The sequence below is a fragment of the Mycobacterium kiyosense genome, from assembly GCA_021654635.1.
Classification (GTDB): Bacteria; Actinomycetota; Actinomycetes; order Mycobacteriales; family Mycobacteriaceae; genus Mycobacterium; species Mycobacterium kiyosense.
Genome location: AP025179.1, coordinates 1,178,555 through 1,203,771, shown reverse-complemented (window position 1 = coordinate 1,203,771; position 25,217 = coordinate 1,178,555). Strand labels below are relative to the sequence as shown.

The window sequence follows — 25,217 nt, the reverse complement described above, 5'->3', positions numbered from 1 at the left end:
AAAGTGGAGCCCTGCGGGCCAACCCACGGCCCGCACGGGCCACGTTGTCGGCGCCTGGATGCGGCTCAGCTCACCGGAATGGCGATGGACGCCGTCAGGCCGCCTTCGGCGCGGGTGGCGAATTGCACTGTGCCGCCGAGGGCTTCCACGATCTGGGTAACGATCCACAACCCCAGACCGGCGGTGCCGCGGCGGTCCGAGAGGCTGACGAACTTATCGGTCATGGCCTTCAGATCCTCTTGCGGCACGCCGGGTCCGCGGTCGAGCACCGACACCCGCAACTGACCGCCGCGACATTCGCACTCCACGTCGATGGGGCGTTCGCGGCCGTGCCGGGCCGCGTTCTCCAGCAGGTTCGTCAACACCCGGCGCAGGCCCTGGGCGTCCACCTGGATGGGCGGTATCTCGCCGATCGTGCTGACCTGCAGTCGCGGCGGCCGGACTCCGGCCGCGTCACCGGCTTCGGCGACCAGATCACGTAGATCCACCCGCCGCACCCGGCCCGACGAGAACGCCGGCTGCCTGCTGAGGTTCACATCCGACAACGCGTCGAGCATGTCGGACAGATGTCGGGCATGCCGGCCGGCGAGTCGAATCGCGGCGTCACGGTCCGCCGGCGACATCGGCGTCGAGTCGGTCAGCGCACCCGCCAGCGCGTCCAGCGAAGCGACCGGCGTGCGGAACTCGTGCAGCACCACCTGCAGACCTTCGCGCTGGGCCGCATAGGAGCGCAGCAGCCGGGCGCGCAGGTCCCGTTCTTCCTCCGCCGCGGCGTGCTCGGCCTCGGCTTCCACCAGGGCACGCACCCGCGACCGGTGTTCGCGTTCGGCCAATACCGACAGCCCGCCGCTGAGCACCGCGACGAACACCACGTACAGCGCCCACCACATCCCTTGGACGAGCCCGGACAGTGCCGTCGGTCCCGTCGGCGCCGGCAGCAGCACCACGACCAGGTAAGCCATCCCCAAAACCACCGAAAGACAAAGGCATTCAAGAAATCTCAGCCGCGCCGCGGAGGCGATCACCACCAGCACCAGGACCAGGGCGACCGGGCTGGCCCCGCCGCCGGTCAACCAGATCAGCGCCAAGGTGAGTACCGCGTCCAGCGCCGACACCAGCCAGCCAAAGCGGGTGCGACGGACCTCGGCGCGGGGGTGGGCCATCAGCACGGCGGCGTAGCACAGTGCCACGGTCAGCGCCACGGCCAGTACGACTACGTACCGGCGCATCCAGTCCGGCCCGACCGCGACCAGGATGCCGATGGACACCACCACCGCCACCCGCACCGCCACCACCACGCGGGCCAACCCGTACCCGTCGGTGTCCCCGGCGGGGACCAGCAGCGCGCCCATTCGTCGCAAGGTGGTCACCGGCACGACCCTAGCCAGCGTCGCCAGGCACCGATATAGCTCACCTCGCCGCTCGGTGGAGCTACGATCCGGCGGGTGAACCACAAGCCGCTGGTGGTGGTGATCGTCGACGACCACGAACTGTTCGCCGAAGGTTTGCAGCTGCTGTTGACCCGGGACTGGGGCGAGCAATTCGTCATCGGCGGGCGCACCACCTTCGTCGAGGAAGCGTCCGATCTCGTCGGGTCCTGCCACGCCGATATCGCGATCGTCGACCTGTCGATGCCGCCACTGGGCGGCGTGGCGGCCATCCGCCACATCAAGGCCCGCCATCCCCGGACCAGGATTCTGGCCCTGTCCGGCACCGGTGACCCGCAGTTGGCCGAGGACGCACTGCGTGCCGGTGCCGACGGATTCCTGTCGAAGACGCTCCGCCCCGAGGCACTGGTCGGCCCCCTGCAGACGATCGCGTCGGGGTTGCGGGTGCTCGATCCGATGCTGCTGGACTCGTTGCTGTCACACACCCGCAAACCCGCTGCGGCGCTATTGGATTCGCTGACACCGGCGGAGGTCAAACTGTGGACGCTGGTGTCGAGTGGGATGGAAATGGCAGACATCGCCACCCGGATGGTGGTCTCGGAGCGCACCGCCAAGCGGATGGTGGCCTCGCTGCTGCACAAACTCGGCGTCGGAACCCGGATCGCCGCTGCCGCCCTGGCCGGGCAGTGCGGCATCCTCGACGACCCAGCGGCCGGATAGGCACCACTGAACTATCCGGTGCCAGGCCGATCGATACGCAACGCCTGGGCCGGACACATGGCCGCGGCACGCACCACAGCGTCGTACTCACTCTCGGGTGGATCGGGGTCGAGGATCACCACCTGGTCGGAGCCGTCGGGCAGGTCGAAGACGTCGGGCGCCGCGAGCAGGCACTGACCGTGGCCTTCGCACAGGTTGTAGTCGACGGTAACGTGCATGGCTCCTCCAGATTCGCCGCTCAACCCGAGTATCGGCGCTGTACTCCCCGCAAGGCCTGGGCCGCACGCGCCAAGAATGGCCTGCGCGGGCCAGCCGTCGGCGGGCATCTCGCGGCACAGTTCCACACGCGTGGTACGAACGGAGTCGACCAGCCCTGACCCCGGGCCGGCAACGGTCAAGGAGGGCACGCGATCCGCAAGCTCGGCTTCCGCAGCGTCGTCATGCTCGGGATCAACGCGATCATCGGAGCGGGCATCTTCCTGACTCCCGGCGCGGTGATCAAGCTCGCCGGTCCCCTGGCGCCGCTGGCCTACGTCCTGGCCGGGTTGTTCGCCGGCATCATGGCCATGGTCTTCGCCACGGCCGCCCGATACGTCCGGACCAACGGCGCCTCCTACGCCTACACCAATGCCGCGTTCGGGCAGCGCCTGGCCATCTACGTCGGCGTCACGCACGCGGTGATCGCCTCGATCGCGTGGGGTGTGCTGGCGTCGCTGTTCGTCTCGACGCTGTTGAAAGTCGTTTTTCCACAGCGACATTGGTCTGAAGATACAGAGTTGTTCAGTGTCAAGACGCTGACCTTCCTGGGCTTCGTCGCGGTGTTGTTGACCATCAACCTGTTCGGCAACCGGGTCATCCGGTGGGCCAACGGAATATCCACACTGGGAAAGGTTTTCGCGCTGTCGGTGTTCATCCTGGGCGGCCTGTGGATCGTGGCGGCCCAGCACGTGAACAACTACGCCGACGCGAGCGCCCCGGATGTCTATCGCCCCGCCCCGTACGCGCTGCTGGGTTTCGTCGAACTGGGCCAGAGCACGGTGAGCGGCCTGGTCCTGGCCACGGTGGCGGCGCTGTACGCCTTCACCGGTTTCGAGTCGATCGCCAACGCCGCCGAAGAGATGCACCAGCCCGAACGCACCCTGCCCCGGGCCATCCCGCTGGCGATCGCCGCCGTCGGGACCGTCTACGTGCTCGCGGTGACGGTGGCGATGCTGCTGGGCTCGGACAAGATCGTCGGGTCGCGCGACACCGTGAAACTGGCCGCTGCGATCGAAAACGACGCGTTGCGCACCATCGTCGTGCTGGGCGCCCTGGTGTCGATGTTCGGCATCAACGTGGCCGCCTCGTTCGGCGCGCCACGGCTGTGGTCGGCATTGTCGGACACCGGGACGCTGCCGGTGCGACTTTCCCGCAAGAACCGGTTCGGGGTTCCGATGGCGGCGTTCGGCGTTACCGCGGCGCTGGCGCTGGCGTTTCCGCTGGCGCTGCGTTTCGACAACGACAACCTGATCGGGCTGGCCGTGATCGCCCGGTTCATCCAATTCATCATCGTGCCGATCGCGTTGATGGAACTGGCGCGCAGCCCGTCCGCCGATCACGCCGATGTCCGGCGAAACCTGTTCACCGACAAGGTTTTACCGGTGGCGGCGGTACTCATCTCGGGCGCGCTGGCGGTGTCGTTCGACTACCGCACGCTGGTGCTCACGCCGCAGGGCGGTGCGAACTATTTCTCGATCGTGCTGCTCGCGCTCACCTTCGTGGCGGTGCCCGCCGCGGCCTACGTGCACTACTACCGATCCGCGGACCGGACCGAGTCGAGCTAATCGCTGTACTCCACCTCACCGTCGTCGAGCACCACGCGCGCGCCCAGACCTTCGGCACCCGAGGCTTCGGTGCGAAACAGGGCCTTGCCCGGCTCGGTCTTCCAGATCGAGGTGGACAATGTCTCGCCGGGGAACACCGGCTTGGTGAACCGGGCGGCGATCGAGGTGATGTTGGCGGCGACGCCGTTGCCCAACTCGGCGACCAGGGCGCGGCCCGCCACGCCGTAGGTGCACAGGCCGTGCAGGATCGGCCGGGGGAAGCCGGCCAGGTTGGTGGCGAACCAGGGGTCGCTGTGCAGGGGGTTGCGGTCCCCGGACAGCCGGTAGATCAGGGCCTGGTCCTCGCGGGTGGGCAGGTCGACCCGCGTGTCGGGTTCGCGGTCGGGGAATTCCGGTGCGGCGGCCCGTTCGCCCTTCTCGCCGCCGAACCCGCCCTCGCCCCGGATCACCAGGTTGGTCAGTGTCTCGGCCACCACCGTCCCGGTGTCCGGGTCGGTACCGACACCGCGCAGCATCAGCACGGCGTTCTTGCCTTCGCCTTTGTCCTGGATGTCGACGACCTCGGTCGCCACCGACAGCTTCCCCGCCGGCGGCAGCGGCGCGTGTAGCCGGACGGTCTGCGAACCGTGCAGCAGCATGGCCCAGTTGAACGATCCGACCTTGCCGGCCGCCGCGAACGCGGGGCAGCAGATCACCGCGTAGGTCGGCAACACCTGCTGCGGGATGTCGTGACTGTTCTCGGTGGTGAAAGCCAATTCGTCGAGCCCGGCGCCGACTCCGATCGCGTACAGCAGGGTGTCCCGGTCGGTCCACTCGAACAGCTGCGGTTCGGTGGTCGCGCCGACGGCCTTGGGGTCGATCGCCATGCAGGTCTCCTTGGTTGCTGGACGGGTCCCGAAATCACTAAATCACGTCATTTGTGTGACCTAAGCCTCGCAAACCCTTCCCACCGACGGCATCGGCAGGGCAGGCTATCGCCATGGTGATGCGCAGCATGATCCGGACGGCTCCCAAAGTCTTGACCGTGCTGGTCGCCGCCGTCCTGGTCGGCGCCTGCGGTGGCGGCAGCCCGCAGGCACGCAGCATCACGTTGACCTTCATCCGCAACGCGCAGTCCCAGGCCAACGCCGACGGGATCATCGACACCGCCGAGCCCGGCCCCGGGCTCACCCCCGACGGACAGGGCCAGGCCCAGCAGCTCGCCCACCAAGGGCACAACGACTTCGACAGCGTCTACACCTCGCCGATGGCCGCCGATCAGCAGACCGCGGCCCCGCTGGCCGGCAGCATCGGCAGGCAGGCCGAGGTGGTGCAGGGCCTGCGGTCGATCAACGCCGGCTGGTTCAACGGCAAGCCGGAGTCGATGTCGAACAGCACCTACATGCTGGCGCCCACCCACTGGGTGGTGGACGGCGACGTGCAGAATGCCATCCCCGGCTCGATCAACGGCTCCGACTTCAACTCGCAGTTCTCCGCCGCGATCCGCAAGATCTACGACAGCGGCCACCACAAGCCCGTGGTGTTCTCGCAGGGGAACGCGATCATGGTGTGGACGCTGATGAACGTCAAGAATCCCAAAACCGGTCTGCTGAGCACCCATCCGTTGCCCAACGTCGGACGCGTGGTGGTCACCGGAAGCCCGACCACCGGGTGGACGATGGTGGAGTGGGACGGCGTGCGCAGCTTCAGCTGACCTTGATTACTTGATTACACGGGGGTTGACGCGGGCGGTGTGATGCCGCCACGATGGGCGGCATGCGGTATGTCGTTACCGGCGGTACCGGGTTTATTGGTCGCCGAGTGGTTGCCCGTCTGTTGGAGTCCGATCCCCAGGCACAGGTGTGGGTGCTGGTGCGGCGCGCGTCGCTGGGCCGCTTCGAGCGCCTTTCGCTGGACTGGGACGACCGGGTGAAGCCGCTGGTCGGCGAGCTGCCCGCGCTGGATCTGAGCGAGCAGAGGGTAGCCGAGCTGGGTCACGTCGACCACGTTGTGCACTGTGCGGCGATCTACGACATCACCGCCGCCGAGGCGGCGCAGCGGGCCGCGAACGTCGACGGCACCCGCGCCGTCATCGCGCTGGCACAGCGACTCGACGCCACCTTGCACCATGTGTCGTCAATCGCGGTGGCCGGCGACTACCGCGGCGAGTACACCGAGGACGACTTCGACGTCGACCAGCACCTGCCGACGCCGTATCACCGGACGAAGTTCGAGGCCGAGGCCCTGGTCAGGGCCGCCCAGGGGCTGCGGTACCGCATCTACCGCCCGGCCGTGGTGGTCGGGGACTCGCGCACCGGCGAAATGGACAAGATCGACGGGCCGTACTACTTCTTCGGGCTGCTGGCGAAGCTGGCGGTGTTGCCGCGGTTCACGCCGATGCTGCTGCCCGACACCGGGCGAACCAACGTCGTCCCGGTCGACTACGTGGCCGACGCGATGGTCGCGCTCATCCATACCGACGGCCTGGATCAGCGCACCTTCCATCTGACCGCACCCAAGACCATCGGCCTGCGCGGCATCTACCGCGGGATCGCGCGCGAAGCCGGGCTGCCGGCGCTGCGTGGCGCGCTGCCGCGCTCGATGGCCACCTCGGTGCTCAAGGCCAGCGGGCGCGCCAAGGTGGTGCGCAACATGGCGGCCACCCAGCTGGGGATTCCCGCCGAGGTGCTCGACGTCGTCGACCTGGCACCCACCTTCGTCAGCGACGAGACACAAAAAGCATTGCAGGACACCGGGATTGCGGTGCCCGAGTTCGCCTCGTACGCGCCGAAGTTGTGGCGGTACTGGGCCGAGCACCTCGATCCCGACCGGGCCCGCCGCGACGATCCGCGCGGTGCCCTGGTGGGGCGGCACGTCATCATCACCGGTGCGTCCAGTGGGATCGGCCGGGCGTCGGCCATCGCGGTCGCCGCCCGCGGTGCAACCGTGTTCGCGCTGGCCCGCAACGCCGAGGCCCTCGACCAGCTGGTCGCCGAGATCCGCGCCGACGGAGGCCAGGCATACGCCTTCACCTGCGACGTCACCGACTCCGCATCGGTCGAGCACACCGTCAAAGACATCCTGGGCCGCTTCGGCCACGTCGACTATCTGGTGAACAACGCCGGCCGGTCGATCCGCCGTTCGGTGGTCAACTCCACCGAGCGCCTGCACGATTACGAACGGGTGATGGCGGTCAACTACTTCGGCGCGGTGCGGATGGTGCTGGCGCTGCTCCCGCATTGGCGGGATCGCCGGTTCGGCCACGTCGTCAACGTCTCCAGCGCCGGCGTGCAGGCACGCAACCCGAAGTACAGCTCGTATCTGCCCACCAAGGCGGCCCTGGATGCGTTCGCCGACGTGGTGTCCACCGAGACGCTGTCCGACCACATCACGTTCACCAACATCCATATGCCGCTGGTGCGCACCCCGATGATCGCGCCGTCCAAGCGGCTCAACCCGGTGCCGGCGATCAGCCCCGAACGTGCGGCCGCGATGGTGGTGCGCGGGTTGGTGGACAAGCCCCGACGGATCGACACCCCGATGGGCACCCTGGCCGAAGCGGGTAACTACTTCGTGCCCCGGATTTCGCGGCGGATCCTGCATCAGCTCTATCTGGGCTACCCCGACTCGGCAGCTGCCCGCGGGGCGACCGAGGTGCAAACCCCTGTCGCACAACCTGTTCCAGCAACCCCGGCGTCCCCGCCGGCACCGCGACGCCGCCCGAAGCGGCCGGTGCGCGCGCTGCGGACGGTCACCGCACCGCGCCCGCTCCGGCGGGCGGTGCGGCTGGTGCCCCGGGGTGCACTGGTGAGTCAAGCCTCGCAGGTGAATTGGTTGACGTCGATGTAGCCGATCCGGAACATCTTCGCGCAGCCGGTCAGGTACTTCATGTACCGCTCGTACACTTCCTCGGACTGCAGCGCGATGGCCTGATCCCGGTGCTCTTGTAGCGCGGCGGCCCAGATGTCCAGAGTCTTGGCGTAGTGCGGCTGCAGCGACTGAACCCGGCTCACCGTGAAACCGTTGGCGGCGGCACGCTGCTGCACCATCGGTATCGACGGCAGTCGCCCGCCCGGAAAGATCTCGGTGACAATGAATTTGACGAATCGGGCGAACTCGAAGGACAACGGCATGCCGCGTTCCTTCATCTCCATCGGGTGCAACCCGGTGATGGTGTGCAGCAGCATGATTCCGTCCCGCGGCAGCAGGCGGTGCGCGAGGGTGAAGAACGCGTCGTAACGCTCGTGGCCGAAATGCTCGAATGCCCCGATGCTGACGATGCGGTCGACCGGTTGGTCGAACTGCTCCCAGCCTTGCAGCAGAACGCGTTTGGAGCGCGAGCTGCCGGATTGCGCGAAGAGTTGCTCGACGTGCTGCGCCTGGTTCTTGCTCAGCGTCAGTCCGACGACGTTGACGTCGTAGCGCTCCACCGCCCGCATCATGGTGGCGCCCCAGCCGCAGCCGACGTCGAGCAGCGTCATACCCGGTTCGAGTCCGAGCTTGCCCAACGCGAGGTCGATCTTGGCGAGCTGCGCCTGTTCCAGCGTCATGTCCTCGCGTTCGAAGTAGGCGCAGCTGTAGGTCTGGGTGGGGTCGAGGAAGAGCCGGAAGAAGTCGTCGGACAGGTCGTAGTGCGCCTGGACATCTTCGAAATGCGGCTTCAGATCATCGGGCATCAGGCCAGCGTAACGGTCGGTAGGGTTGCCGTAATGGAGCCCGTCTTCGCCGACGTCGACACCGGCATCGACGACGCGGTCGCCCTGATCTACCTGTTGGCCAGCCCGGGCGCCGAACTGGTGGGGATCGGCTCGACCGCCGGCAACGTCGGGGTCGACCAGGTGTGTGCGAACAACCTCGGGTTGCTCGAATTGTGCGGGGCCGCCGAGGTTCCGGTGGCGCGCGGCGCCGACGGGCCGTTGACCGCGAAGCTGCCCGATCGCGGAAACCCACACGGCCCCAACGGCTTAGGGTATGCCACGCTGCCGCCGAGCACCCGGCAGCTCAGCGACTACGATTCCGCGACGGCGTGGGTGCGCGCGGCGCGCGCCTATCCGGGAGAGCTGATCGGTCTGGCCACCGCACCCCTGACCAACCTGGCGCTGGCGCTGCGCGCCGAACCGGAGTTGCCGGCGCTGCTGCGCCGGTTGGTCATCATGGGCGGGGCGTTCGGCGACCCGCCGGTGCCCGAATGGAACATCCGGGTGGATGCCCGGGCGGCGGCTGAGGTGTTCGGCGCTTTCGCGCGGGCCGAGCGGCCTGCGGTGGTGTGTGGCCTGAACCTGACCCGCCAGGTGGCGATCACCCCGCAGATCTTGGCCCGGTTGCGCGGCTCGGGAACGTCCGGGCCGCTGATCGGCTTCATCGACGACGCGCTGCGGTTCTATTTCGAGGTGCATCGCGACCGCGGCGACGGTTACCTGGCATTCATGCACGATCCGCTGGCCGCCGCCGTTGCTCTGGATCCGACGCTGGTGTCGACGCGGGCTGCGACGGTGCAAGTCGAAACGACTCGGGGTGTGGCGGTGGCCGATTGGTCGGGTAGCCGAAAACCCAACGCGCAGATAGGCGTCGCCGCCGATTCGGCGATGTTCTTCGATCGGCTCGTCGACCGCGTGGCCTCGTTTGCGCATCGACTGGGCTGAGCGCGGGCTTCGTCGCAAGCATCCTCGCGAAGTCTGACCATGGGTTTGGCAAGCGCGGTGCTGGTGGCGGGCAGTGTGGCACCGATGGCCGCCTGGCCGCCGTGGCCGCCGTGGCCGCCGTGGCCGCTGGGCCTCAATTTCTGCCCGATCCCACCCTGGTGGCGGTGACCGGTCCTCCGGTAAAGGCGTTATGCCGCAATGCTTTCCAATACTGAGCTGCCAGGAAAAACGCGTCAACCTGCGGTTTTCGCACCGCGACCGGCCCCAGTTCCAACAAACCGACAGTCAAGCTCTCGGGCCCGATTTCATACCGAAAAGATGGCACATTCGTCCCAGAAAGTCGTGTTGAACTGTTGCGCAATTGGCATGTGGCCTTTACCTTTGAACCACGGTGAGATTCCGGTCACGTGTGGCGCGACAGGGCAGCGCAGCATCGGCCACAGGTGGTTCGCACCGCGGGGAGGCGGTCGCAATGCGGCCAGGATATCGAGGGGAACGTTCGTGTCAGGATCACGCCCGGCCGCCCGGCCGCTGAACCTTGTCGCAGTTAGCAGTGCCCAGGACGCTGGGGAACGCGCGTGGGTCTCGAAAGCCTTGTGCAGGAACACAGATCCCGACGAACTCTTCGTAACCGGGGCCGCCCAACGCAAGGCCGCCAACTTCTGCCGGCACTGCCCCGTACTGCGGCAGTGCGGCGCCGATGCACTCGACAACAAGGTCGAGTTCGGCATCTGGGGCGGCATGACCGAGCGGCAGCGTCGCGCCTTGCTCAAGGAGAACCCCGACGTGGTGTCCTGGTCGACCTTCCTGGACAAGCGCCGGAAACGTTCCGCTGGATAACGTTCACCCGACGTTCATTATTACTTTTCTGTTACAGCGATCTGCCCCGCGTCGGTGTGCGTCGGTGAATTCCACTGCACCACAACGAATCAGGATGATCCTCGCGGACCCGGCCTGACCACTGCCGTCCGAAGGTCACTCGTAGATTCCCTCCATGTACCACCTCCTTTGCCGGTAACACAGCAACAGCGCGCGCTCGCTCTCCAGCAGCACCTGGACACGGGCGACGCGGCTGCCCCCTTGGCCGGGCCGGTCGTCCCACCATCGCTCGTCGACCGGCCACGGTCCGGCCCACCAGCGCACCCGCTCGTCCCGGCCGCGCAGGACCAGCCGAACCGGGTCCCCGGAGAACATTCCCCCGGCCGGTCACCCGGATCGGATTCCGCTGGGCGTCAAGCAGTTCCACCGGATCGTCGAGCAGCACCGACGGCGAGGGCTCGGGCAGCTGGCCGGGCCAGGGTTGACGGGGATCGGCTTGGGGAACCGGCTCGTCCCCCAGCGGGGTCAAGGTGATGCGCTCGGCCGGCCCCCGGCCGCCGGACAGCACCGGCACCTGCACCGCCTCCGGACCGAGCAGGCCCTGCACCCGCACCAGCGCCCGGCGGGCCCGGAGCCGGTCCTCCTCGCCCAACCCGCCCCACAGCGGCAATTGCAGCGCCTCGGCGGAGACCACCTCGACGGCCTGCAGCCGTAACGACGTGACCGGCGCATCGAGGGGTCGCCCGCGCGCGATCCGATGGCTCAGCCAGCCGTCCAACTGCCAGCGCACCCGGTCGGCGGTGGCTTCCTCGGTCAACGGCTCGGCACACCGCCACACCCGTTCCATCTCTTCGCCGGTGGCGGTGACGGCGTGGATGGCCAGCCGGGTGCAACCCACTCCGGCGCCCAGCAACGCCTGATGCAGCGTCGCGGCCAGCGAGCGGCTGGCGAACGCCGCGGCGTCGACCCGGTCGATCGGTGGGTCGCAGTCCAACACGGCGTCGAGTTCCGCGGCCGGCTCACGACCGGAAGGACCACGTTCCGGCTCGCCACGAGCAAACCGGTGCGCAGTCACCGCGTCGGCCCCGAACCGGGAGGCGACATCGGTTCGCGACAGGGCGGCGAACTGCCCGATAGTGCGAATTCCCATTCGCCACAACAGATCTGCCAACTCGTCGCGTCCCGGACCGGATAGGCTCGGCTCGGTGGCCAACTGCCGGATGGACAGCGCCGACAAGAACCGCGCGTCGCCGCCCGGGTCCACGACGCGGCCCGCCCGCGCCGCGAAGACCGCGGTGGACAACCCGTCGGCGATCCCCACCTGACACTCGGCACCGGCCGCTGCCACGGCGTCGATCAACTTCTCGGCCACCTGCTGCTCGGACCCGAAGAACCGGGCCGCCCCGCGCACCGGCAGCACCAATAACCCCGGCCGCAACACCTCGGCCCGGGGCACCAGATCGTCCACCGCGGCGATCACCCCCTCGAAGAACCGGGCATCGCGGTCGGTGTCGGCGGCGGCGATGTGCAGTTGCGGACACCGGGCCGCCGCCTCCCGACGCCGTAACCCCCGCCGCACCCCGGCGGCCCGGGCCGTCGCCGAGCAGGCGATCACCCGGTTGGCCAAGGTGACCGCGACCGGGGCCGTCGCGGACTGGCCCGCGGCTGCGGCGGCCGCGACCGCGGGCCAGTCCATGCACCAGATCGCCAGCACCCGAGAAGCAACCACCGGACTCACCCGGTCCGCGATCGACCGACCGTCCGCCCATTGGCGCACACCTGCAGTCGCACCCCGCTGATGCGTCCGAACCCCGGGGCGGGCGCACCCCCGCGAGCCGGAGTGATCTCGAAGCCGCAGACCCGCGCCTCCAGCCGCGTCGAGGCCCCTTCCCACTCCCCGTCGGTGACCAGCACGGTGCATCCCTTGCTGCGGGCACGGGCCACCACCGCCCGCGCCCGGGTCCGCGTCACCCGGCGCCCACCCAGGCCGAGGACCACCAGATCCATGCCGTCGATGAGCACCGCGGCCACCTCCACCGGATCGCTGCCAGGATCTGGGATCACCGCGAGCCGGCTCAGGTCCGCCCCCATCTCCACCGCGGCCAGCAACCCGATATCGGGCTGACCGACGATGACGGCATTGCCCCTCCGCCGTCACCGTGGCCACCATGCGCAGCAGCAGCGACCGCGCGCCCGACAACACCGCCACCGCCCCCCGCGGCACCAACGACCGCTCCGCCGGCGCCGGCTCAGCGGCATACGCGACTTCCTTGCCGGACAACGCAGCAATCTTCTGACGCAGCTGTTTCAGCTGTTCAGAGCGATTTTCCTGGCGTTGATCGGACGCGAAAGCCGCAGTCATGACCAGCCTCCCCAGCGTCAAGGAATCGAAAGTTTGTTCGATTGAGTTGAGTAAACACCCGCCCTCTGACAAGCGTCAAGCAACCCAAGGGGCTGCTCATACACCCGATGCTGATGTGGTTCCTGGTGCGTTTGAGGGTGGACAACTACCGCCCCGGCGAGTCCCGAACGGCTAACGGCAGAGGGCGGGTGTTCCCACGCCCCGCATAGGATTCACCGAATGACCGCCCCCGCCGACGCCAAGCAGATTCTCGCCGTCATTCCGGCCGAAGCCGGCGGACGTGCCGTGGGTTCCCAACTGGCGAGTCTGGTCGGTACCGGGTTTCCGGTCACCGTGGTGGAGACCACCGACGAGGACATGGCTGCCCTGAACCGGGCCAGTGTCATTTTGACCGGCCTCGGACGTGTGACAGCCGAACAGATCGCCGCTGCCGCCAACCTGGAGCTCATCCAGTGCGCCAGCCACGGCTTCGACTACATCGACCTTGCCGCCGCCCGCGCCCGCGACATCACGGTATGCAACATCGGGTCCAGCGACGCCGAACTGCAGGACGTCGCCGAGCAGACCTTCGCCCTGATGCTTGCCCTCGCCAAGCAACTCGTCCCCGGGCACATCGCCCTCACGCAGGCAGACTGGGCGTTACCCAGGTTGCAGCACTCCATTACCGAACTGCACGGCAAGGTCCTGGGCATCATCGGACTCGGCCACATCGGGCAGCAAGTCGCCCGGCGCGGGGCCGCGTTCGATATGGAAATCGTCTACACCGATCCGTCCCCGGCCGTGACCGAAGCTGCCGACCGACTGGGCGCGCGCCGCGCGGAGCTCGACGACCTGCTGCGCAGCAGCGACTACATCGTGGTGCTCGCCCCGCTCACCGATGCCACCCGACATCTGATCGACGCCGAGAGATTGGCGCTCGTCAAGCCCACCGCGTTCATCGTCAACACGGCACGGGGCGCGATCATCGACCAGGATGCACTCGCCGACGCGCTGGTGGCCGGCCGAATCGCCGGCGCCGGTGTCGACGTGTTCGACCCCGAGCCGCCGACCAGCGCGCTACGCCTGCTGCGTGCACCGAATGTCGTTCTCTCACCCCACGTCGGCGGGGTCACGCGAGAAACCTTGATACGCATCGCCATTGCCGCGGCATCGAACGTCCTGAGATATCTGGAGGGCAAACCTCCCGCCGATGTGGTGTCCTGATTAGCGCGACTCGACCCGCGGACTCCTCAGACCGCGGCGGCGCCGATCTCGATCGGGGCGGTCGGCATGAATCGCTGGACGAGTGAATCAGCAACGGCCGCAACCTCATCGGACAGCGGGTACATGTGGCGATACTGCAGCACCTGCTTGCCGATCAGCCCCAGCCGCTCGTCGAACGTCGGCATCCGAGCGGGATCCAGCAGCGGGTTGTTGAACGCCGGGCAGTCGGCGCGCTGGAATTCGAAGGCGGCACTGATCCGCGCCGCCGTACCGAGCTGGCTCCCGCGCCCACCCCAGTGCAGCACCGCCTGATTCCAGGCCAGCATCGAGCCGGCGGTCGCGGGCAGCGCCCGGACATCCTGCGGGTTGTACACGGTGGTGTTGTCCTCGCCGTCCCACCGGCGCTGCTCGAACCTGTCGTCGAGATGGGCGGGCAACACGTACATGCACCCGTTGAGCGGGGTGGCGTCGGTGAACGGCAGCCACACCGTCAGCGTCTGGGGTGAGTTGTCGGAATCCAGCGTCGGGATCACCCGGTCGCGGTGCGGACCCCAGCCCACCGAGTTCTCGCTGGGGTTGACGTGCCAGACCCAGAAGTCGGGCAGTGCCCGATAGCCCGCACCGAGCACGGTCGTCAGGAACCCCGAAAGGCTCTGGAACGCCAGCCACAACTCGTCGTAGACGAACGCGAACGCCAGCGGAATCCCGCGCTGGAACAGCGTCGACACCGCGTAGCGGATCGGTGCGATAGTGGTCTCCGGCAGCGCGCCGGGGACCTGAACGTAGCCTTCCCGCTTGAGGTCGACGAACAGTCCGCCGCCCTCGCCAACCGCTGCCGGCCGGGGGCTGGCACCACCCTCGATCGACATGCCCGGGCACAGCTCGCCCCAGAACTCGGGCCGCTGCACCTCAGCAGCCGAAAGCGAACCGATCATCGCGACATCCTAACCCAGCGTGATCCGCCCCGAGGGCGCTTCAGCAGCGGAAATCTACTCCCACTCGATGGTTCCGGGTGGCTTGCTGGTGACGTCGAGCACCACCCGATTGACCTCACGGACCTCGTTGGTGATGCGGGTCGAGATGCGCTCGAGCACCTCGTAGGGCACCCGGGTCCAGTCGGCGGTCATCGCGTCCTCGCTGGACACCGGGCGCAGCACGATCGGGTGCCCGTAGGTGCGGCCGTCGCCCTGTACGCCCACCGAGCGGACGTCGCCCAGCAGCACCACCGGGCACTGCCAGATCTGCTGGTCCAGTCCCGCCGCGGTCAGCTCCTCCCGCACGATCGAGTCGGCGCGGCGCAGCGTGTCCAACCGCTGCGCGGTGACCTCGCCGACGATCCGGATGCCCAGCCCCGGGCCCGGAAACGGTTGCCGCGCAACGATTTCCTCCGGCAGACCCAGCTCCCGGCCGACGGCGCGCACCTCGTCTTTGAACAGCAGCCGCAACGGCTCGACGAGGATGAACTTCAGGTCGCCGGGCAGACCACCGACGTTGTGGTGGCTCTTGATGTTCGCGGTGCCGCTGCCACCGCCGGACTCCACCACGTCCGGATACAGCGTGCCCTGCACCAGGTAATCAACCGGCTTGTCGCCCAACACATCTCGCACCGCACTCTCGAACGCCCGGATGAACTGCCGGCCGATGATCTTGCGTTTTCCCTCGGGGTTGTGCCACACCCGCCAGCGCGTCCAGGAACGTCTGCGCGGCATCGACGGTGACCAGGTTGGCGCCGGTGGCGGCGACGAAATCGCGCTCCACCTGCGCGCGCTCCCCTGCCCGCAGCAGGCCGTGGTCGACGAATACGCACGTCAGCCGGTCTCCGATGGCGCGCTGCACCAGCGCGGCGGCCACCGCGGAGTCCACCCCGCCGGACAGGCCGCAGATCGCATGGCCGTCACCGATCTGCGCCCGCACCTGCTCCACCAGCGCGTTGGCGATGTTGGCGGGCGTCCATTCCGCGCCGATCCCGGCGATTTCGTGCAGGAACCGGCTGAGTATCTGCTGGCCGTGCGGGGTGTGCATCACTTCCGGGTGGTACTGCACCCCGGCTAGCCGGCGCTCGACGGACTCGAAGGCGGCCACCGCCGCGCCGGCACTGCTGGCTACCACCTCGAATCCCGCCGGCGCGGCGGTGACCGCGTCGCCGTGGCTCATCCACACCGGCTGGACCGGTGGCAGGTCTGAATGTAGTGTGCCGCCAAGGACTTTCAGCTCGGTACGACCGAACTCGCTGGTGCCGGTGTGCGCGACGGTCCCGCCCAGCGCCTGCGCCATGGCCTGAAACCCGTAGCAGATGCCGAACACCGGCAGGCCCAGGTCGAACAGCGCCGGATCCAGTTGCGGCGCGCCCTGGACATAGACACTGGCCGGCCCGCCGGAAAGCACCACTGCCAGCGGGTTGCGGGCCCGGATCTCCTCGATCGCGGTGGTATGCGGGACCACCTCGGAGAACACCCGCGCCTCACGAATCCGGCGCGCGATCAACTGGGCATATTGTGCACCGAAGTCGACCACCAACACGGGCCGCGGCGAGGCTGATTCCACGGGCACCGAGTTTAATGTCTGGCCAGAGCCCGCACCCGCAGGCATGATTTGGAGGGCCGTTGGGTAGGCACCCGGGGTAGCCGAGACCGCCAACACCTACCGGAATTCCACCGCAGGATGTGAACTGGTAGCGCAAACTCCTGCGAAAGTGAGGTTCCCGTGCTGGGTCTGCCCGAGCAGGTGCATGCCTGTCTGTTCGATCTGGACGGGGTGCTCACCGACACCGCCGGGGTGCATACCAAGGCCTGGAAGCAGATGTTCGACGCCTTTCTGTCCGAGCGGGCTGAGCGGACCGGGGACAAGTTCGTCCCGTTCGACCCGGTCAGCGACTACCGCAAGTACGTGGACGGCAAGAAGCGTGAGGACGGCGTGCGGTCTTTTCTGGACAGCCGGGGCATCGAGTTGCCCGACGGCGATCCCGACGATCCGGCCGATGCCGACACGGTCTATGGCCTGGGCACCCGCAAGAACGACATGTTCCAGAAGGTGCTGCATGAGGACGGCGTCGAGGTTTTCGAGGGGTCGCGCCGCTATCTGGAGGCGGCCGCGCAGGCGGGTCTGGCAATCGCGGTGGTGTCCTCGAGCGCCAACACCCGCGACGTGCTGGAGATCACCGGTCTGGACCGGTTCGTGCAGCAGCGGGTGGACGGGGTGACGTTGCGCGAGGAGAACATCGCCGGCAAGCCGGCGCCGGACCCGTATCTGCGGGGGGCGCAGCTGCTGGGTGTCGAACCCGCTGCCGCGGCGGTATTCGAGGACGCGATCTCGGGCGTGCAGGCCGGGCGGGCCGGGCATTTCGGGATCGTGGTGGGGGTGGATCGGGTGGGGCAGGCCCAGGAGCTGCGCGACAACGGCGCCGACGTGGTGGTCCGCGATCTGGCCGAATTGCTCGACGGTGAGGAGAACTGATGATCTCCCAGGAATCGTTTCCGGTCGAGCCGTGGCAGATCCGCGAGACCCAGCTCAATTTGAACCTGTTGGCCCAGTCGGAGTCGATTTTCTCGTTGTCCAACGGGCACATCGGGTTGCGCGGCAACCTCGACGAGGGTGAGCCCTACGGTCTGCCGGGCACCTATCTCAACTCGTTCTACGAGATCCGGCCGCTGCCTTATGCCGAGGCCGGTTACGGCTACCCCGAAGCCGGCCAGACCGTCGTCGACGTCACCAACGGCAAGATCATCCGGTTGATGGTCGACGACGAGCCGTTCGACGTGCGCTATGGGGAATTGTTGGACCACGAACGGATTCTGGACCTGCGGGCCGGTACGCTCAGACGCTGCGCGGTGTGGCGCTCGCCCACCGGCAAGCAGGTTAAGGTGACCTCGACGCGGCTGGTGTCGCTGGTGCACCGCAGTGTGGCGGCCATCGAGTACATCGTCGAGGCGATCGACGACTTCTCCCGGGTCACCGTGCAATCCGAACTGGTCACCAACGAGGACCAGCCGCAAACCTCCGACGACCCGCGGGTCTCGGCCATCCTGGAGAACCCGCTGGAAGCCGTCGACCATGAAATCACCGAGGGCAGAGCACTTCTCATGCACCGCACCCGCAGCAGCGCGCTGATGATGGCCGCCGCGATGGATCACGAGGTCGAGGTCGAGGGGCGCTTCGAGATCAGCACCGACGCGCGCGCCGACCTGGCCCGCACCACCGTGATCTGCGGGCTGCGGCCGGGCCAGGAACTGCGCATCGTCAAATACCTCGCCTACGGCTGGTCGAGCCTGCGGTCGCGGCCGGCGCTGCGCGATCAGGCCGCCGCGGCGTTGACCAGCGCCCGCTACAGCGGCTGGCAGGGCCTCGTCGACGGGCAACGCGCCTATCTCGACCTGTTCTGGGATGCCGCCGACGTGGAGGTCGAGGGCGACCCGGAAAGCCAACAGGCCGTCCGGTTCGGGCTCTTCCACCTGTTGCAGGCCAGCGCCCGCGCCGAGCGCCGCGCCATCCCCAGCAAGGGCCTGACCGGAACCGGCTACGACGGCCACGCCTTCTGGGACACCGAGGCTTTCGTGCTGCCGGTGCTCACCTACACCGTGCCGCACGCGGTCGCCGACGCACTGCGCTGGCGGGCCTCGACGCTGGACCTGGCCAAAGAGCGGGCCGCCGAACTCGGCCTGGACGGCGCGGCGTTCCCCTGGCGGACCATCCGCGGCCAGGAATGTTCGGCCTACTGGCCGGCCGGCACCGCGGCCTGGCACATCAACGCCGACATCGCGTTGGCCTTCGAGCGCTACCGCACCGTCACCGGCGACGACTCGCTGGAAGAGGAGTGCGGGCTGGCGGTGCTGATCGAGACCGCGCGGCTGTGGATTTCGCTGGGACACCACGACCGCAACGGTGTCTGGCATCTGGACGGGGTCACCGGGCCCGACGAATACACCGCGATCGTGCGCGACAACGTCTTCACCAACCTGGTCGCCGCCCAGAACCTGCGGATCGCCGCCGACGCCGCCAAACGCCATCCCGACAAGGCGGCCGGGCTGGGGGTGAGCACCGAGGAGATGGCCACCTGGCGACACGCCGCCGACGCCGTCAACATCCCCTACGACGAGGAGATTGGCGTCCACCAGCAGTGCGAAGGGTTCACCAAGTTCGCCGAGTGGGACTTCGAGGACAACGCCACCTATCCGCTGCTGCTGCACGAGGCCTACGTGCGCCTGTACCCCGCGCAGGTGATCAAGCAGGCCGACCTGGTGCTGGCCATGCAGTGGCAGAGCCACGAGTTCACCCCCGAGCAGAAAGCCCGCAACGTCGACTATTACGAACGCCGCACCGTGCGCGACTCCTCGCTGTCGGCCTGCACCCAGGCGGTGATGTGCGCCGAGGTCGGACACCTCGAACTGGCCCACGACTACGCCTACGAGGCGGCGCTGATCGACCTGCGCGATCTGCACCAAAACACCCGCGACGGCCTGCACATGGCCTCACTGGCCGGGGCCTGGATGGCCCTGGTCGACGGATTCGGCGGCCTGCGCGACGACGAAGGCATCCTGTCCCTGGACCCGCAACTGCCCGACGGCATCTCCCGCCTGCGATTCCGGTTGCGCTGGAAGGGTTTTCGAATCACGGTCGATGCCGACCACGAAAACGTCACCTACACCCTGCGCGACGGGCCCGGCGGCGAGTTGGTCATCCAGCACGCCGGCGAGAAAGTCACGCTCAGCACCGAAGAACAATCCACCTTCCCGGTCCGCCCACGCGAGGCGCTGCTGCCGCCACCACCCCAACCGCCCGGCCGCGAGCCGCTGCACCGCCGCTCGCTGACCCGGATGACGTAGCGGCTTCAGTCCGGCTCCGTCAGCCGTGCGGCCGCGGCGACGACGGCCGATCGCAGTTCGGCGTCGCCGAGATCTTCCAGCCCGGTCGCCGAGCGCAGCATCGGTTCGAACAACCGCCAACCCAGTTGCAGTGCAAGAGCATTCGCGATGGCCAGTCGAGCTGCGGTGTCATCACCGTAGCGCGGCAGCACCTGCTCGAGCCACTGGTCGACATTGGGGAACGAGGTCTGCAGCTTTTCGGTCGGATAGCCGTCCAGCCGCGCCCGCGCCCAGACCCGCATCTGTCGGTCTATGGCGCGATCGACCACTGCCGGCGCCGCTCCGGACTGCAGCAACGCGGCCAGGTCGCCGGCTATGTAGTCGAGCACGGCACCGACCAGTTGCTCTTTGGTGCCGAAGTGCCGGAAAACCAAGCCGTGGTTGACCTTTGACCGCGCGGCGATGTCGCGGATGGACGTCGCGGCCGGGCCGCGCTCGGCGAACAGGTCGGCGGCCGCCGTCAGCACCGCGGCCGCCACTTCCTCCCGCCCCTTCGGAATCCTGTCGCGCGAGACGCGTGACGATTCGGTAGCCACCCGCCTACCGTAGCCTGGTAGTAGTCGATTGACTACAAAGGCTCTGCGTGAGGACTACGGCGATGACACACTCGGTGACGGTCACCAAACTGGGCAGCCGGATCGGTGCCCGGGTCTATGGCGTGCGACTGGGCGGCGAGCTGGACGCGGCCACCGTCGATGCGATCTACCAGGCGTTGGTGACCCATAAGGTGATCTTCTTCCGCGACCAGCAGCACCTCGACGACGCCACGCAGCTGGCGTTCGCCGGCCTGCTGGGCACGCCGGTAGGCCATCCGGCCGCCAAAGCCTTCGGCGCGGACGGGCCGATCATCACCCCGATCAACTCAGAGTGGGGCAAGGCCACCCAGTGGCACACCGACATGACCTTCGCCGCCAATCACCCGGCGGCCTCGCTCTTGCGCGCCATCTCGCTGCCCAGCTACGGCGGCTCGACGCTGTTCGCCAACACCGCGGCGGCCTACGCCGACCTGCCGGCACCGCTGCGACACCTGGTCGAGAACCTGTGGGCGGTGCACACCAACAAGTTCGACTACACCATCAGCGACGCCGACTTGGAGTCGCTGACCGATGGCCAGCGGGCCATGGTGCAGGGCTTCCAGCAGCCTGATTTTCGTACCGAACACCCCGTCGTGCGGGTGCATCCGGACACCGGCGAGCGCGCCCTGCTGACCGGCAGCTTCGTCCGCAGTTTCGTCGGCCTGGACCCGTACGAATCGAGCGTGCTGTTCGAATTGCTGCAGCGGCGAATCACGCAGCCCGAGAACACCATCCGCTGGAACTGGGCACCCGGCGACGTGGCCATCTGGGACAACCGGGCGACTCAGCACCGCGCAATCGACGACTACGACAACCAGCAGCGGCTGTTGCACCGCGTGACGCTGGCGGGCGACGTGCCGGTCAACCCTGCGGGGCAGCGCAGCCGGGTGCTCAGCGGAGCCCTGCTTGCCGTGGCGTAGTCGGTTGACTACACTGAGCGATGTAGTCAGTCGACTACAGACGTTCACGCAGAAAGACCGCCCCCATGACCAACGCCCTCGCAGTGCAGAAACTCAGCAGCCGGATCGGCGCCGAGATCAGCGGCGTGCGGTTGGACGGCGAGCTCCCCCGAGCAACCGTCGAAGCCATCCGCGCCGCGCTGCTCACGCACAAGGTGATCTTCTTCCGGGATCAGCACCACCTCGACGACGCTCGACAGCTGGCGTTCAGTGCGCTGCTGGGCACCCCGATCGGACACCCGGCGGCCACCGCCTTGTCAGCGGACGCGCCCGTGATCACCCCGATCAACTCCGAGTACGGCAAGGCCAACCGGTGGCACACCGACGTCACCTTCGCGGCCAACTACCCGGCGGCCTCGATCCTGCGCGCGGTCACCCTGCCCAGCTACGGCGGCTCGACGCTGTGGGCCAACACCGCCACCGCGTACACCGATCTGCCCGAGCCACTGCGCGGCCTGGCCGACAACCTGTGGGCGCTGCACAGCAACCGGTACGACTACGTGCAGACCACGCCGAAGACCGATGCGGAGAAGGCGTTCCGGCAGGTGTTCGAGGCGCCCGACTTCCAGACCGAGCACCCCGTGGTGCGGGTGCACCCCGAGACCGGCGAACGCACCCTGGTGGCCGGCGACTTCGTCCGCAACTTCGTCGACCTGGACAGCCACGAGTCGGCCGCCCTGTTCGAGCTACTGCAGCGCCGAATTACTCTGCCCGAGAACACTATTCGATGGAACTGGGCACCGGGCGACGTCGCTGTCTGGGACAACCGCGCCACCCAGCACCGCGCGGTCGCCGACTACGACGACCAGTACCGGCTGATGCACCGGGTCACCTTGATGGGCGACGTGCCCGTCGGCGTCCACGGGCAGCGCAGCCGGGTGGTCAACGGCGCGCCGCTCGCACTGGCCGGCTGATTCGCACTGAGTAACCGGTGGGCGAATTGCCCGGCCATAACGCGGGAGAACTTCACGTCTCCACACCATCGAAGCCTTGGTGTCCGCGCTCCGGTGTCAACTGTGCAAAGTGTATTTGCCTGTGAGAGTGGGGAGGTCAAGGAAGGTTTTGAACCCTGGGCTAGCCTGGACGACAGCTTCGACTGCGTTGACGCAGCGTGCGGCTGTCATGGCCATGGCATCGGCGAAGCTGCTGCCTTCGCTGCCGGGAAGCCCTAGTTGGAAATCCCCACGAAGGGGGTTGGTCCCCTCGATTTCGATGCGGTAGCCGCCAGCGGGCTCCACGTTGGGCCATTCCGGAGCCATGTCTTCGCGCAGTCGGTTCACGTGCTGAAGTACGATTCGGGGTTCGCCATTGATTACTCCGTTGACTCGGAAGATCATGGCCGCGATCGTGCCTTCGTCGACGACGCGATCGCCGACTGTGAAACGTTCGGGCGCCAAGAAGATCTCGGTTTCGACGGTGACGGTGTCGAGCGTGACTCCTAAGCCCCGCGCTGCCATGTAGGGGACGCTGCCCCATGTCAGGTGGATCGCGTTGGCGTCCTCGGCACTGAGATCCTCGGGTCGGCGGCCAAATCCCATCGCTTGCAACGTCTCGTAGGCTGCCACGTAGTAGTCGGAGTAGTCCAAGCACTCCGTGGCGGTGAGTTTGGTGACCACACCGCAGGTACTAGCCAGTGTTAGCGGCAGGACGTCGCCCATGAAACCTGGCTCGAATCCAGTGGCAAAGAATGTGACACCGCCTGTGTGGCAGGCTATTTCGATCTGAGCCTTGACTTCATCACCACTGGAGTAGTGTTCGGTGCCGATGAACGGGCAGACGGTCGTCGCGACGTTCTTGCCGTTCTCTAACAGCTGAATGATCGTGCGGAACATCTCGTGAGTGTTCGTGCCCGGCACCAGGGGATCCTGGAAGTCGTAAAAACCCGGCGTATAAATCACACAATCGGCGTCAAGGGCCAGGAGGTCGTCCACCGAATCGGTGGCGCTGACACCTACCGGCGGCAATCCGCAGATCTCCCCGGCGTCCTTACCGATCTTGGCCGGGCTGTAACAGCGCAACCCGACCAGATCCAGCTGCGGATTGAGCAAGATGTACTTCAGTGCGAACATCCCGGTGAAGCCGGTCGCCCATTGTATGACCTTGTAGCCAGTCAATTTATCCTCCTGATAGAGCCCCGTATCCGACCTGGCCGGGTGCGCGGACCGTGTGTAATACCGCATCCGAAGACGACAGCGCGTCCGGATGGTCCCGTGGCGGGCGTTGCCAACGGCTCCTCTGCGATATCCGGTGACCGGCGTGGGGACTGCGGCGACTGTGTCCAATGAGACCGGCCACCGAGACTCGCTCAAACGGGGGTAGGAACAGCGGGCAGCGGATCCTCTGTTCTCAACGGGAGGCGCTTGAACCACGGTGTTCTACCGCCGATGACCACCGTCATGATGACACCCCCCGGTGACTGCGACGATCCCGGCCGCGATGCACTGCCACGATCGGGCGGCGTCACCGTAGAACGTCCAGGCAGTCGCATACCAGAACACCGTCATCGCAGTGAAGGTCCACCACATCGTGACGTTTTGCCCGATCGTCGAACGTCGGCGGAACATCAATGCGGCGCCGAAAAGCGAATACGAGATGACCGTGGGTGTGGTGGTGAACTGGTAGATCGGGTCGTCCATGACGTATTTGAAATACTCCCAGGTGACGCTCGCCGCGATCTGAAAAGCCAACAGCCCCAACACAAATGCCGGCGTACTGATGCCGGGGATCAGTTCGTCCTTACCGTATTTTACGACCTGGGCGAAAAAGATGAGCTCCAAGATCGCCGCGGTGAGCAGCCCGAACCAGAAGCATTTCAGGTACCAGTGGTGGTAGACGACAAACCAGTCGTAAAAGCGCGCGACACAGCCGGTGTCGTGAGCGAACCAGAAGAAGGTACAAAACAGTGGCATCGAATAGACCTTGTCGCGCTTGGCGACGCGAACGCATTCGATGAGCCAGATCCACTGAAAAATCATTGCGATCGTGAAGCCGCCCAGGATCCACCATTTGTTTTGATCGATGAGGCCCAGTAGTTGGTGGGGGTCGTACAACATCGACGTGCCTTTCGGTGGTGGTCAGCTGTAGAGCAGGCGCTCGGCTTTGGGTGCGTTGGGGCGCAGCATGCTCGACATGCCACCGTCGACGGCGAAGTTGGTGCCGGTGATGTAGCTGCCGGCGTCGCTGGCCAGAAGTTGCACGGCGCCTTCGATTTCGATGCAGTCGCCCAGGCGCCCGGCGGCGGTCATGCCAGCAAAAAGACAGTTCAAAGCCTTGAACGGCCTCGCGCCCGGCAGCGCCTTCAACGAGTTTGAGGTGTTCGCGAAGCATGTCGGTCCAGTACATGCCGAGCACGATGGTGTTGACGGTGATGTTGTCGTGACCGGTCTCGGCGGCCGCGGTGCGCGCGAACGCGTTCATCGCGCTCTTGGCGGCCGTGTAGAGGCTCATTCCTTCCTGCGCGGAGCCGCGCACGCTGGTCGTCGACGAGCTATAGATGAGGCGGCCCCACTTCTGTTGGCGCATACGAGGGAGGAACGCGCGGGTGAGTGCGACGTTGGCCATCACGTTGATCTGGAAGATCTGATCCATCCGCTCGTCGGTGATGGCGTCGACGGGCTCGAACAGATCCGCGCCGGCGTTGCCGACGAAGATGTCGACGCCGCCGAACTTGTCGATGGTCGCGGCAGCGAGATCGCTGATGCTGGAACGGTCCTGCAAGTCGATCGTCGCGATGTCGACGTTGCCCTGCGGGGCTTCCTCGGCAAGCTTGTCGGCAGCTTCCTTCAGCAACGACTCGCGGCGGGCTGCGATCACCACGGTGGCGCCGCTCTTAAGCAGACCACGGGCCATGTGATAGCCCAAGCCGGTGCTGCCGCCGGTAACCAGTGCG

Annotated in this window: 20 protein-coding genes and 5 pseudogenes; 12 read left to right on the top strand and 13 right to left on the bottom strand. The window is 67.1% G+C overall.

Annotated elements, in window-relative coordinates; translation table 11 throughout:
* Nucleotides 1-65: 65 nt before the first annotated feature.
* Entirely contained in the window at nucleotides 66-1,370 is a 1,305-nt protein-coding gene (locus tag L6444_RS05725) for a sensor histidine kinase (RefSeq protein ID WP_236981273.1), read from the bottom strand.
* A gap of 75 nt (nucleotides 1,371-1,445) precedes the next feature.
* Between L6444_RS05725 and L6444_RS05720 the strand changes: the two genes are divergently transcribed.
* Nucleotides 1,446-2,108: a response regulator transcription factor gene (locus L6444_RS05720; protein WP_236981272.1), complete on the top strand. Its 663-nt coding sequence runs from the start codon at nucleotides 1,446-1,448 to the stop codon at nucleotides 2,106-2,108.
* Nucleotides 2,109-2,119: 11 nt separating this feature from the next.
* Here L6444_RS05720 and L6444_RS05715 read toward each other — a convergent pair whose 3' ends face one another.
* Nucleotides 2,120-2,326: a ferredoxin gene (locus tag L6444_RS05715; RefSeq protein ID WP_236981271.1), complete on the bottom strand. Its 207-nt coding sequence runs from the start codon at nucleotides 2,324-2,326 to the stop codon at nucleotides 2,120-2,122.
* Between the two features lie 192 nt (nucleotides 2,327-2,518).
* Here L6444_RS05715 and L6444_RS05710 point away from each other — a divergent pair, with 192 nt between their 5' ends.
* Nucleotides 2,519-3,931 (top strand): APC family permease, encoded by a 1,413-nt coding sequence (locus tag L6444_RS05710; protein WP_255731252.1) that lies wholly within the window; start codon nucleotides 2,519-2,521, stop codon nucleotides 3,929-3,931.
* Here L6444_RS05710 and L6444_RS05705 read toward each other — a convergent pair.
* Nucleotides 3,928-4,797: a MaoC family dehydratase gene (locus L6444_RS05705; RefSeq protein WP_236981269.1), complete on the bottom strand. Its 870-nt coding sequence runs from the start codon at nucleotides 4,795-4,797 to the stop codon at nucleotides 3,928-3,930. The two genes, L6444_RS05710 and L6444_RS05705, sit on opposite strands and share 4 nt — an antisense overlap.
* A gap of 113 nt (nucleotides 4,798-4,910) precedes the next feature.
* On the opposite strand from L6444_RS05705, the gene L6444_RS05700 reads away from it, so the two are divergent.
* Together L6444_RS05700 and L6444_RS05695 are read left to right on the top strand one after the other, a co-directional pair.
* Nucleotides 4,911-5,624, top strand: a complete 714-nt coding sequence (locus L6444_RS05700) for a histidine phosphatase family protein (protein ID WP_236981268.1) — start codon at nucleotides 4,911-4,913, stop codon at nucleotides 5,622-5,624.
* Nucleotides 5,625-5,686: 62 nt separating this feature from the next.
* Nucleotides 5,687-7,721 (top strand): annotated as a pseudogene (locus tag L6444_RS05695) (SDR family oxidoreductase).
* 1 nt (nucleotide 7,722) lies between these two features.
* On the opposite strand, the gene cmaA1 reads toward L6444_RS05695, so the two are convergent.
* The gene (gene cmaA1 / locus L6444_RS05690) at nucleotides 7,723-8,586 is read right to left on the bottom strand and encodes a cyclopropane mycolic acid synthase CmaA1 (RefSeq protein WP_236981267.1); all 864 of its coding nucleotides are present in this window, start codon (nucleotides 8,584-8,586) and stop codon (nucleotides 7,723-7,725) included.
* Nucleotides 8,587-8,619: 33 nt separating this feature from the next.
* Here cmaA1 and L6444_RS05685 point away from each other — a divergent pair, with 33 nt between their 5' ends.
* From L6444_RS05685 to L6444_RS05680, 3 genes are all read left to right on the top strand, one after another.
* Nucleotides 8,620-9,552 carry a nucleoside hydrolase gene (locus L6444_RS05685; RefSeq protein WP_236981266.1) on the top strand — a complete coding sequence of 311 codons (933 nt, stop codon included), beginning with the start codon at nucleotides 8,620-8,622 and terminating at the stop codon, nucleotides 9,550-9,552.
* A 39-nt stretch (nucleotides 9,553-9,591) separates the two neighbouring features.
* The gene (locus L6444_RS30040; protein WP_255731142.1) at nucleotides 9,592-9,720 is read left to right on the top strand and encodes a hypothetical protein; all 129 of its coding nucleotides are present in this window, start codon (nucleotides 9,592-9,594) and stop codon (nucleotides 9,718-9,720) included.
* Between the two features lie 333 nt (nucleotides 9,721-10,053).
* On the top strand, nucleotides 10,054-10,392 hold the full coding sequence (locus tag L6444_RS05680; protein WP_236981265.1) for a WhiB family transcriptional regulator: 339 nt from the start codon (nucleotides 10,054-10,056) through the stop codon (nucleotides 10,390-10,392).
* A 135-nt stretch (nucleotides 10,393-10,527) separates the two neighbouring features.
* Here L6444_RS05680 and L6444_RS05675 read toward each other — a convergent pair.
* A pseudogene (locus L6444_RS05675) lies at nucleotides 10,528-12,067 on the bottom strand (DNA polymerase Y family protein).
* A 38-nt stretch (nucleotides 12,068-12,105) separates the two neighbouring features.
* Nucleotides 12,106-12,733 (bottom strand): annotated as a pseudogene (locus L6444_RS05670) (hypothetical protein).
* 219 nt (nucleotides 12,734-12,952) lie between these two features.
* Between L6444_RS05670 and L6444_RS05665 the strand changes: the two are divergent.
* The gene (locus L6444_RS05665) at nucleotides 12,953-13,936 is read left to right on the top strand and encodes a 2-hydroxyacid dehydrogenase (RefSeq protein WP_236981264.1); all 984 of its coding nucleotides are present in this window, start codon (nucleotides 12,953-12,955) and stop codon (nucleotides 13,934-13,936) included.
* Between the two features lie 26 nt (nucleotides 13,937-13,962).
* On the opposite strand, the gene L6444_RS05660 is transcribed toward L6444_RS05665, so the two are convergent.
* Together L6444_RS05660 and guaA are read right to left on the bottom strand one after the other, a co-directional pair.
* On the bottom strand, nucleotides 13,963-14,871 hold the full coding sequence (locus L6444_RS05660; RefSeq protein ID WP_236981263.1) for a phytanoyl-CoA dioxygenase family protein: 909 nt from the start codon (nucleotides 14,869-14,871) through the stop codon (nucleotides 13,963-13,965).
* A gap of 54 nt (nucleotides 14,872-14,925) precedes the next feature.
* Nucleotides 14,926-16,525 (bottom strand): annotated as a pseudogene (guaA, locus tag L6444_RS05655) (glutamine-hydrolyzing GMP synthase).
* Between the two features lie 114 nt (nucleotides 16,526-16,639).
* Here guaA and L6444_RS05650 point away from each other — a divergent pair.
* Together L6444_RS05650 and L6444_RS05645 are read left to right on the top strand one after the other, a co-directional pair.
* A complete protein-coding gene (locus L6444_RS05650; protein WP_236981262.1) occupies nucleotides 16,640-17,389 on the top strand; it encodes a beta-phosphoglucomutase family hydrolase in 750 nt (249 codons plus the stop codon).
* Complete coding sequence (locus L6444_RS05645; RefSeq protein ID WP_236981261.1) at nucleotides 17,389-19,755, top strand: glycoside hydrolase family 65 protein; 2,367 nt, start codon at nucleotides 17,389-17,391, stop codon at nucleotides 19,753-19,755. Before L6444_RS05650 ends, L6444_RS05645 begins: the two co-directional genes overlap by 1 nt.
* 5 nt (nucleotides 19,756-19,760) lie before the next feature.
* Here L6444_RS05645 and L6444_RS05640 read toward each other — a convergent pair whose 3' ends face one another.
* On the bottom strand, nucleotides 19,761-20,330 hold the full coding sequence (locus L6444_RS05640; protein ID WP_236981260.1) for a TetR/AcrR family transcriptional regulator: 570 nt from the start codon (nucleotides 20,328-20,330) through the stop codon (nucleotides 19,761-19,763).
* Nucleotides 20,331-20,392: 62 nt separating this feature from the next.
* Between L6444_RS05640 and L6444_RS05635 the strand changes: the two genes are divergently transcribed.
* Together L6444_RS05635 and L6444_RS05630 are read left to right on the top strand one after the other, a co-directional pair.
* Nucleotides 20,393-21,289, top strand: coding sequence for a TauD/TfdA dioxygenase family protein (locus L6444_RS05635; protein ID WP_236981259.1), 897 nt, complete (start codon nucleotides 20,393-20,395; stop codon nucleotides 21,287-21,289).
* Between the two features lie 65 nt (nucleotides 21,290-21,354).
* Nucleotides 21,355-22,242, top strand: coding sequence for a TauD/TfdA dioxygenase family protein (locus L6444_RS05630; protein ID WP_236981258.1), 888 nt, complete (start codon nucleotides 21,355-21,357; stop codon nucleotides 22,240-22,242).
* A gap of 96 nt (nucleotides 22,243-22,338) precedes the next feature.
* Here L6444_RS05630 and L6444_RS05625 read toward each other — a convergent pair whose 3' ends face one another.
* The 4 genes and pseudogenes from L6444_RS05625 to L6444_RS30450 form a co-directional block, all read right to left on the bottom strand.
* Entirely contained in the window at nucleotides 22,339-23,442 is a 1,104-nt protein-coding gene (locus tag L6444_RS05625) for an NAD(P)H-dependent amine dehydrogenase family protein (RefSeq protein ID WP_236981257.1), read from the bottom strand.
* A gap of 261 nt (nucleotides 23,443-23,703) precedes the next feature.
* Nucleotides 23,704-24,378 carry a hypothetical protein gene (locus L6444_RS05620; RefSeq protein ID WP_236981256.1) on the bottom strand — a complete coding sequence of 225 codons (675 nt, stop codon included), beginning with the start codon at nucleotides 24,376-24,378 and terminating at the stop codon, nucleotides 23,704-23,706.
* A 24-nt stretch (nucleotides 24,379-24,402) separates the two neighbouring features.
* Complete coding sequence (locus tag L6444_RS30035) at nucleotides 24,403-24,573, bottom strand: SDR family oxidoreductase (protein WP_255731141.1); 171 nt, start codon at nucleotides 24,571-24,573, stop codon at nucleotides 24,403-24,405.
* 130 nt (nucleotides 24,574-24,703) lie between these two features.
* Nucleotides 24,704-25,177: pseudogene (locus L6444_RS30450) on the bottom strand (SDR family NAD(P)-dependent oxidoreductase); the annotation flags it as partial.
* Between the last annotated feature and the right edge of the window lie 40 nt (nucleotides 25,178-25,217).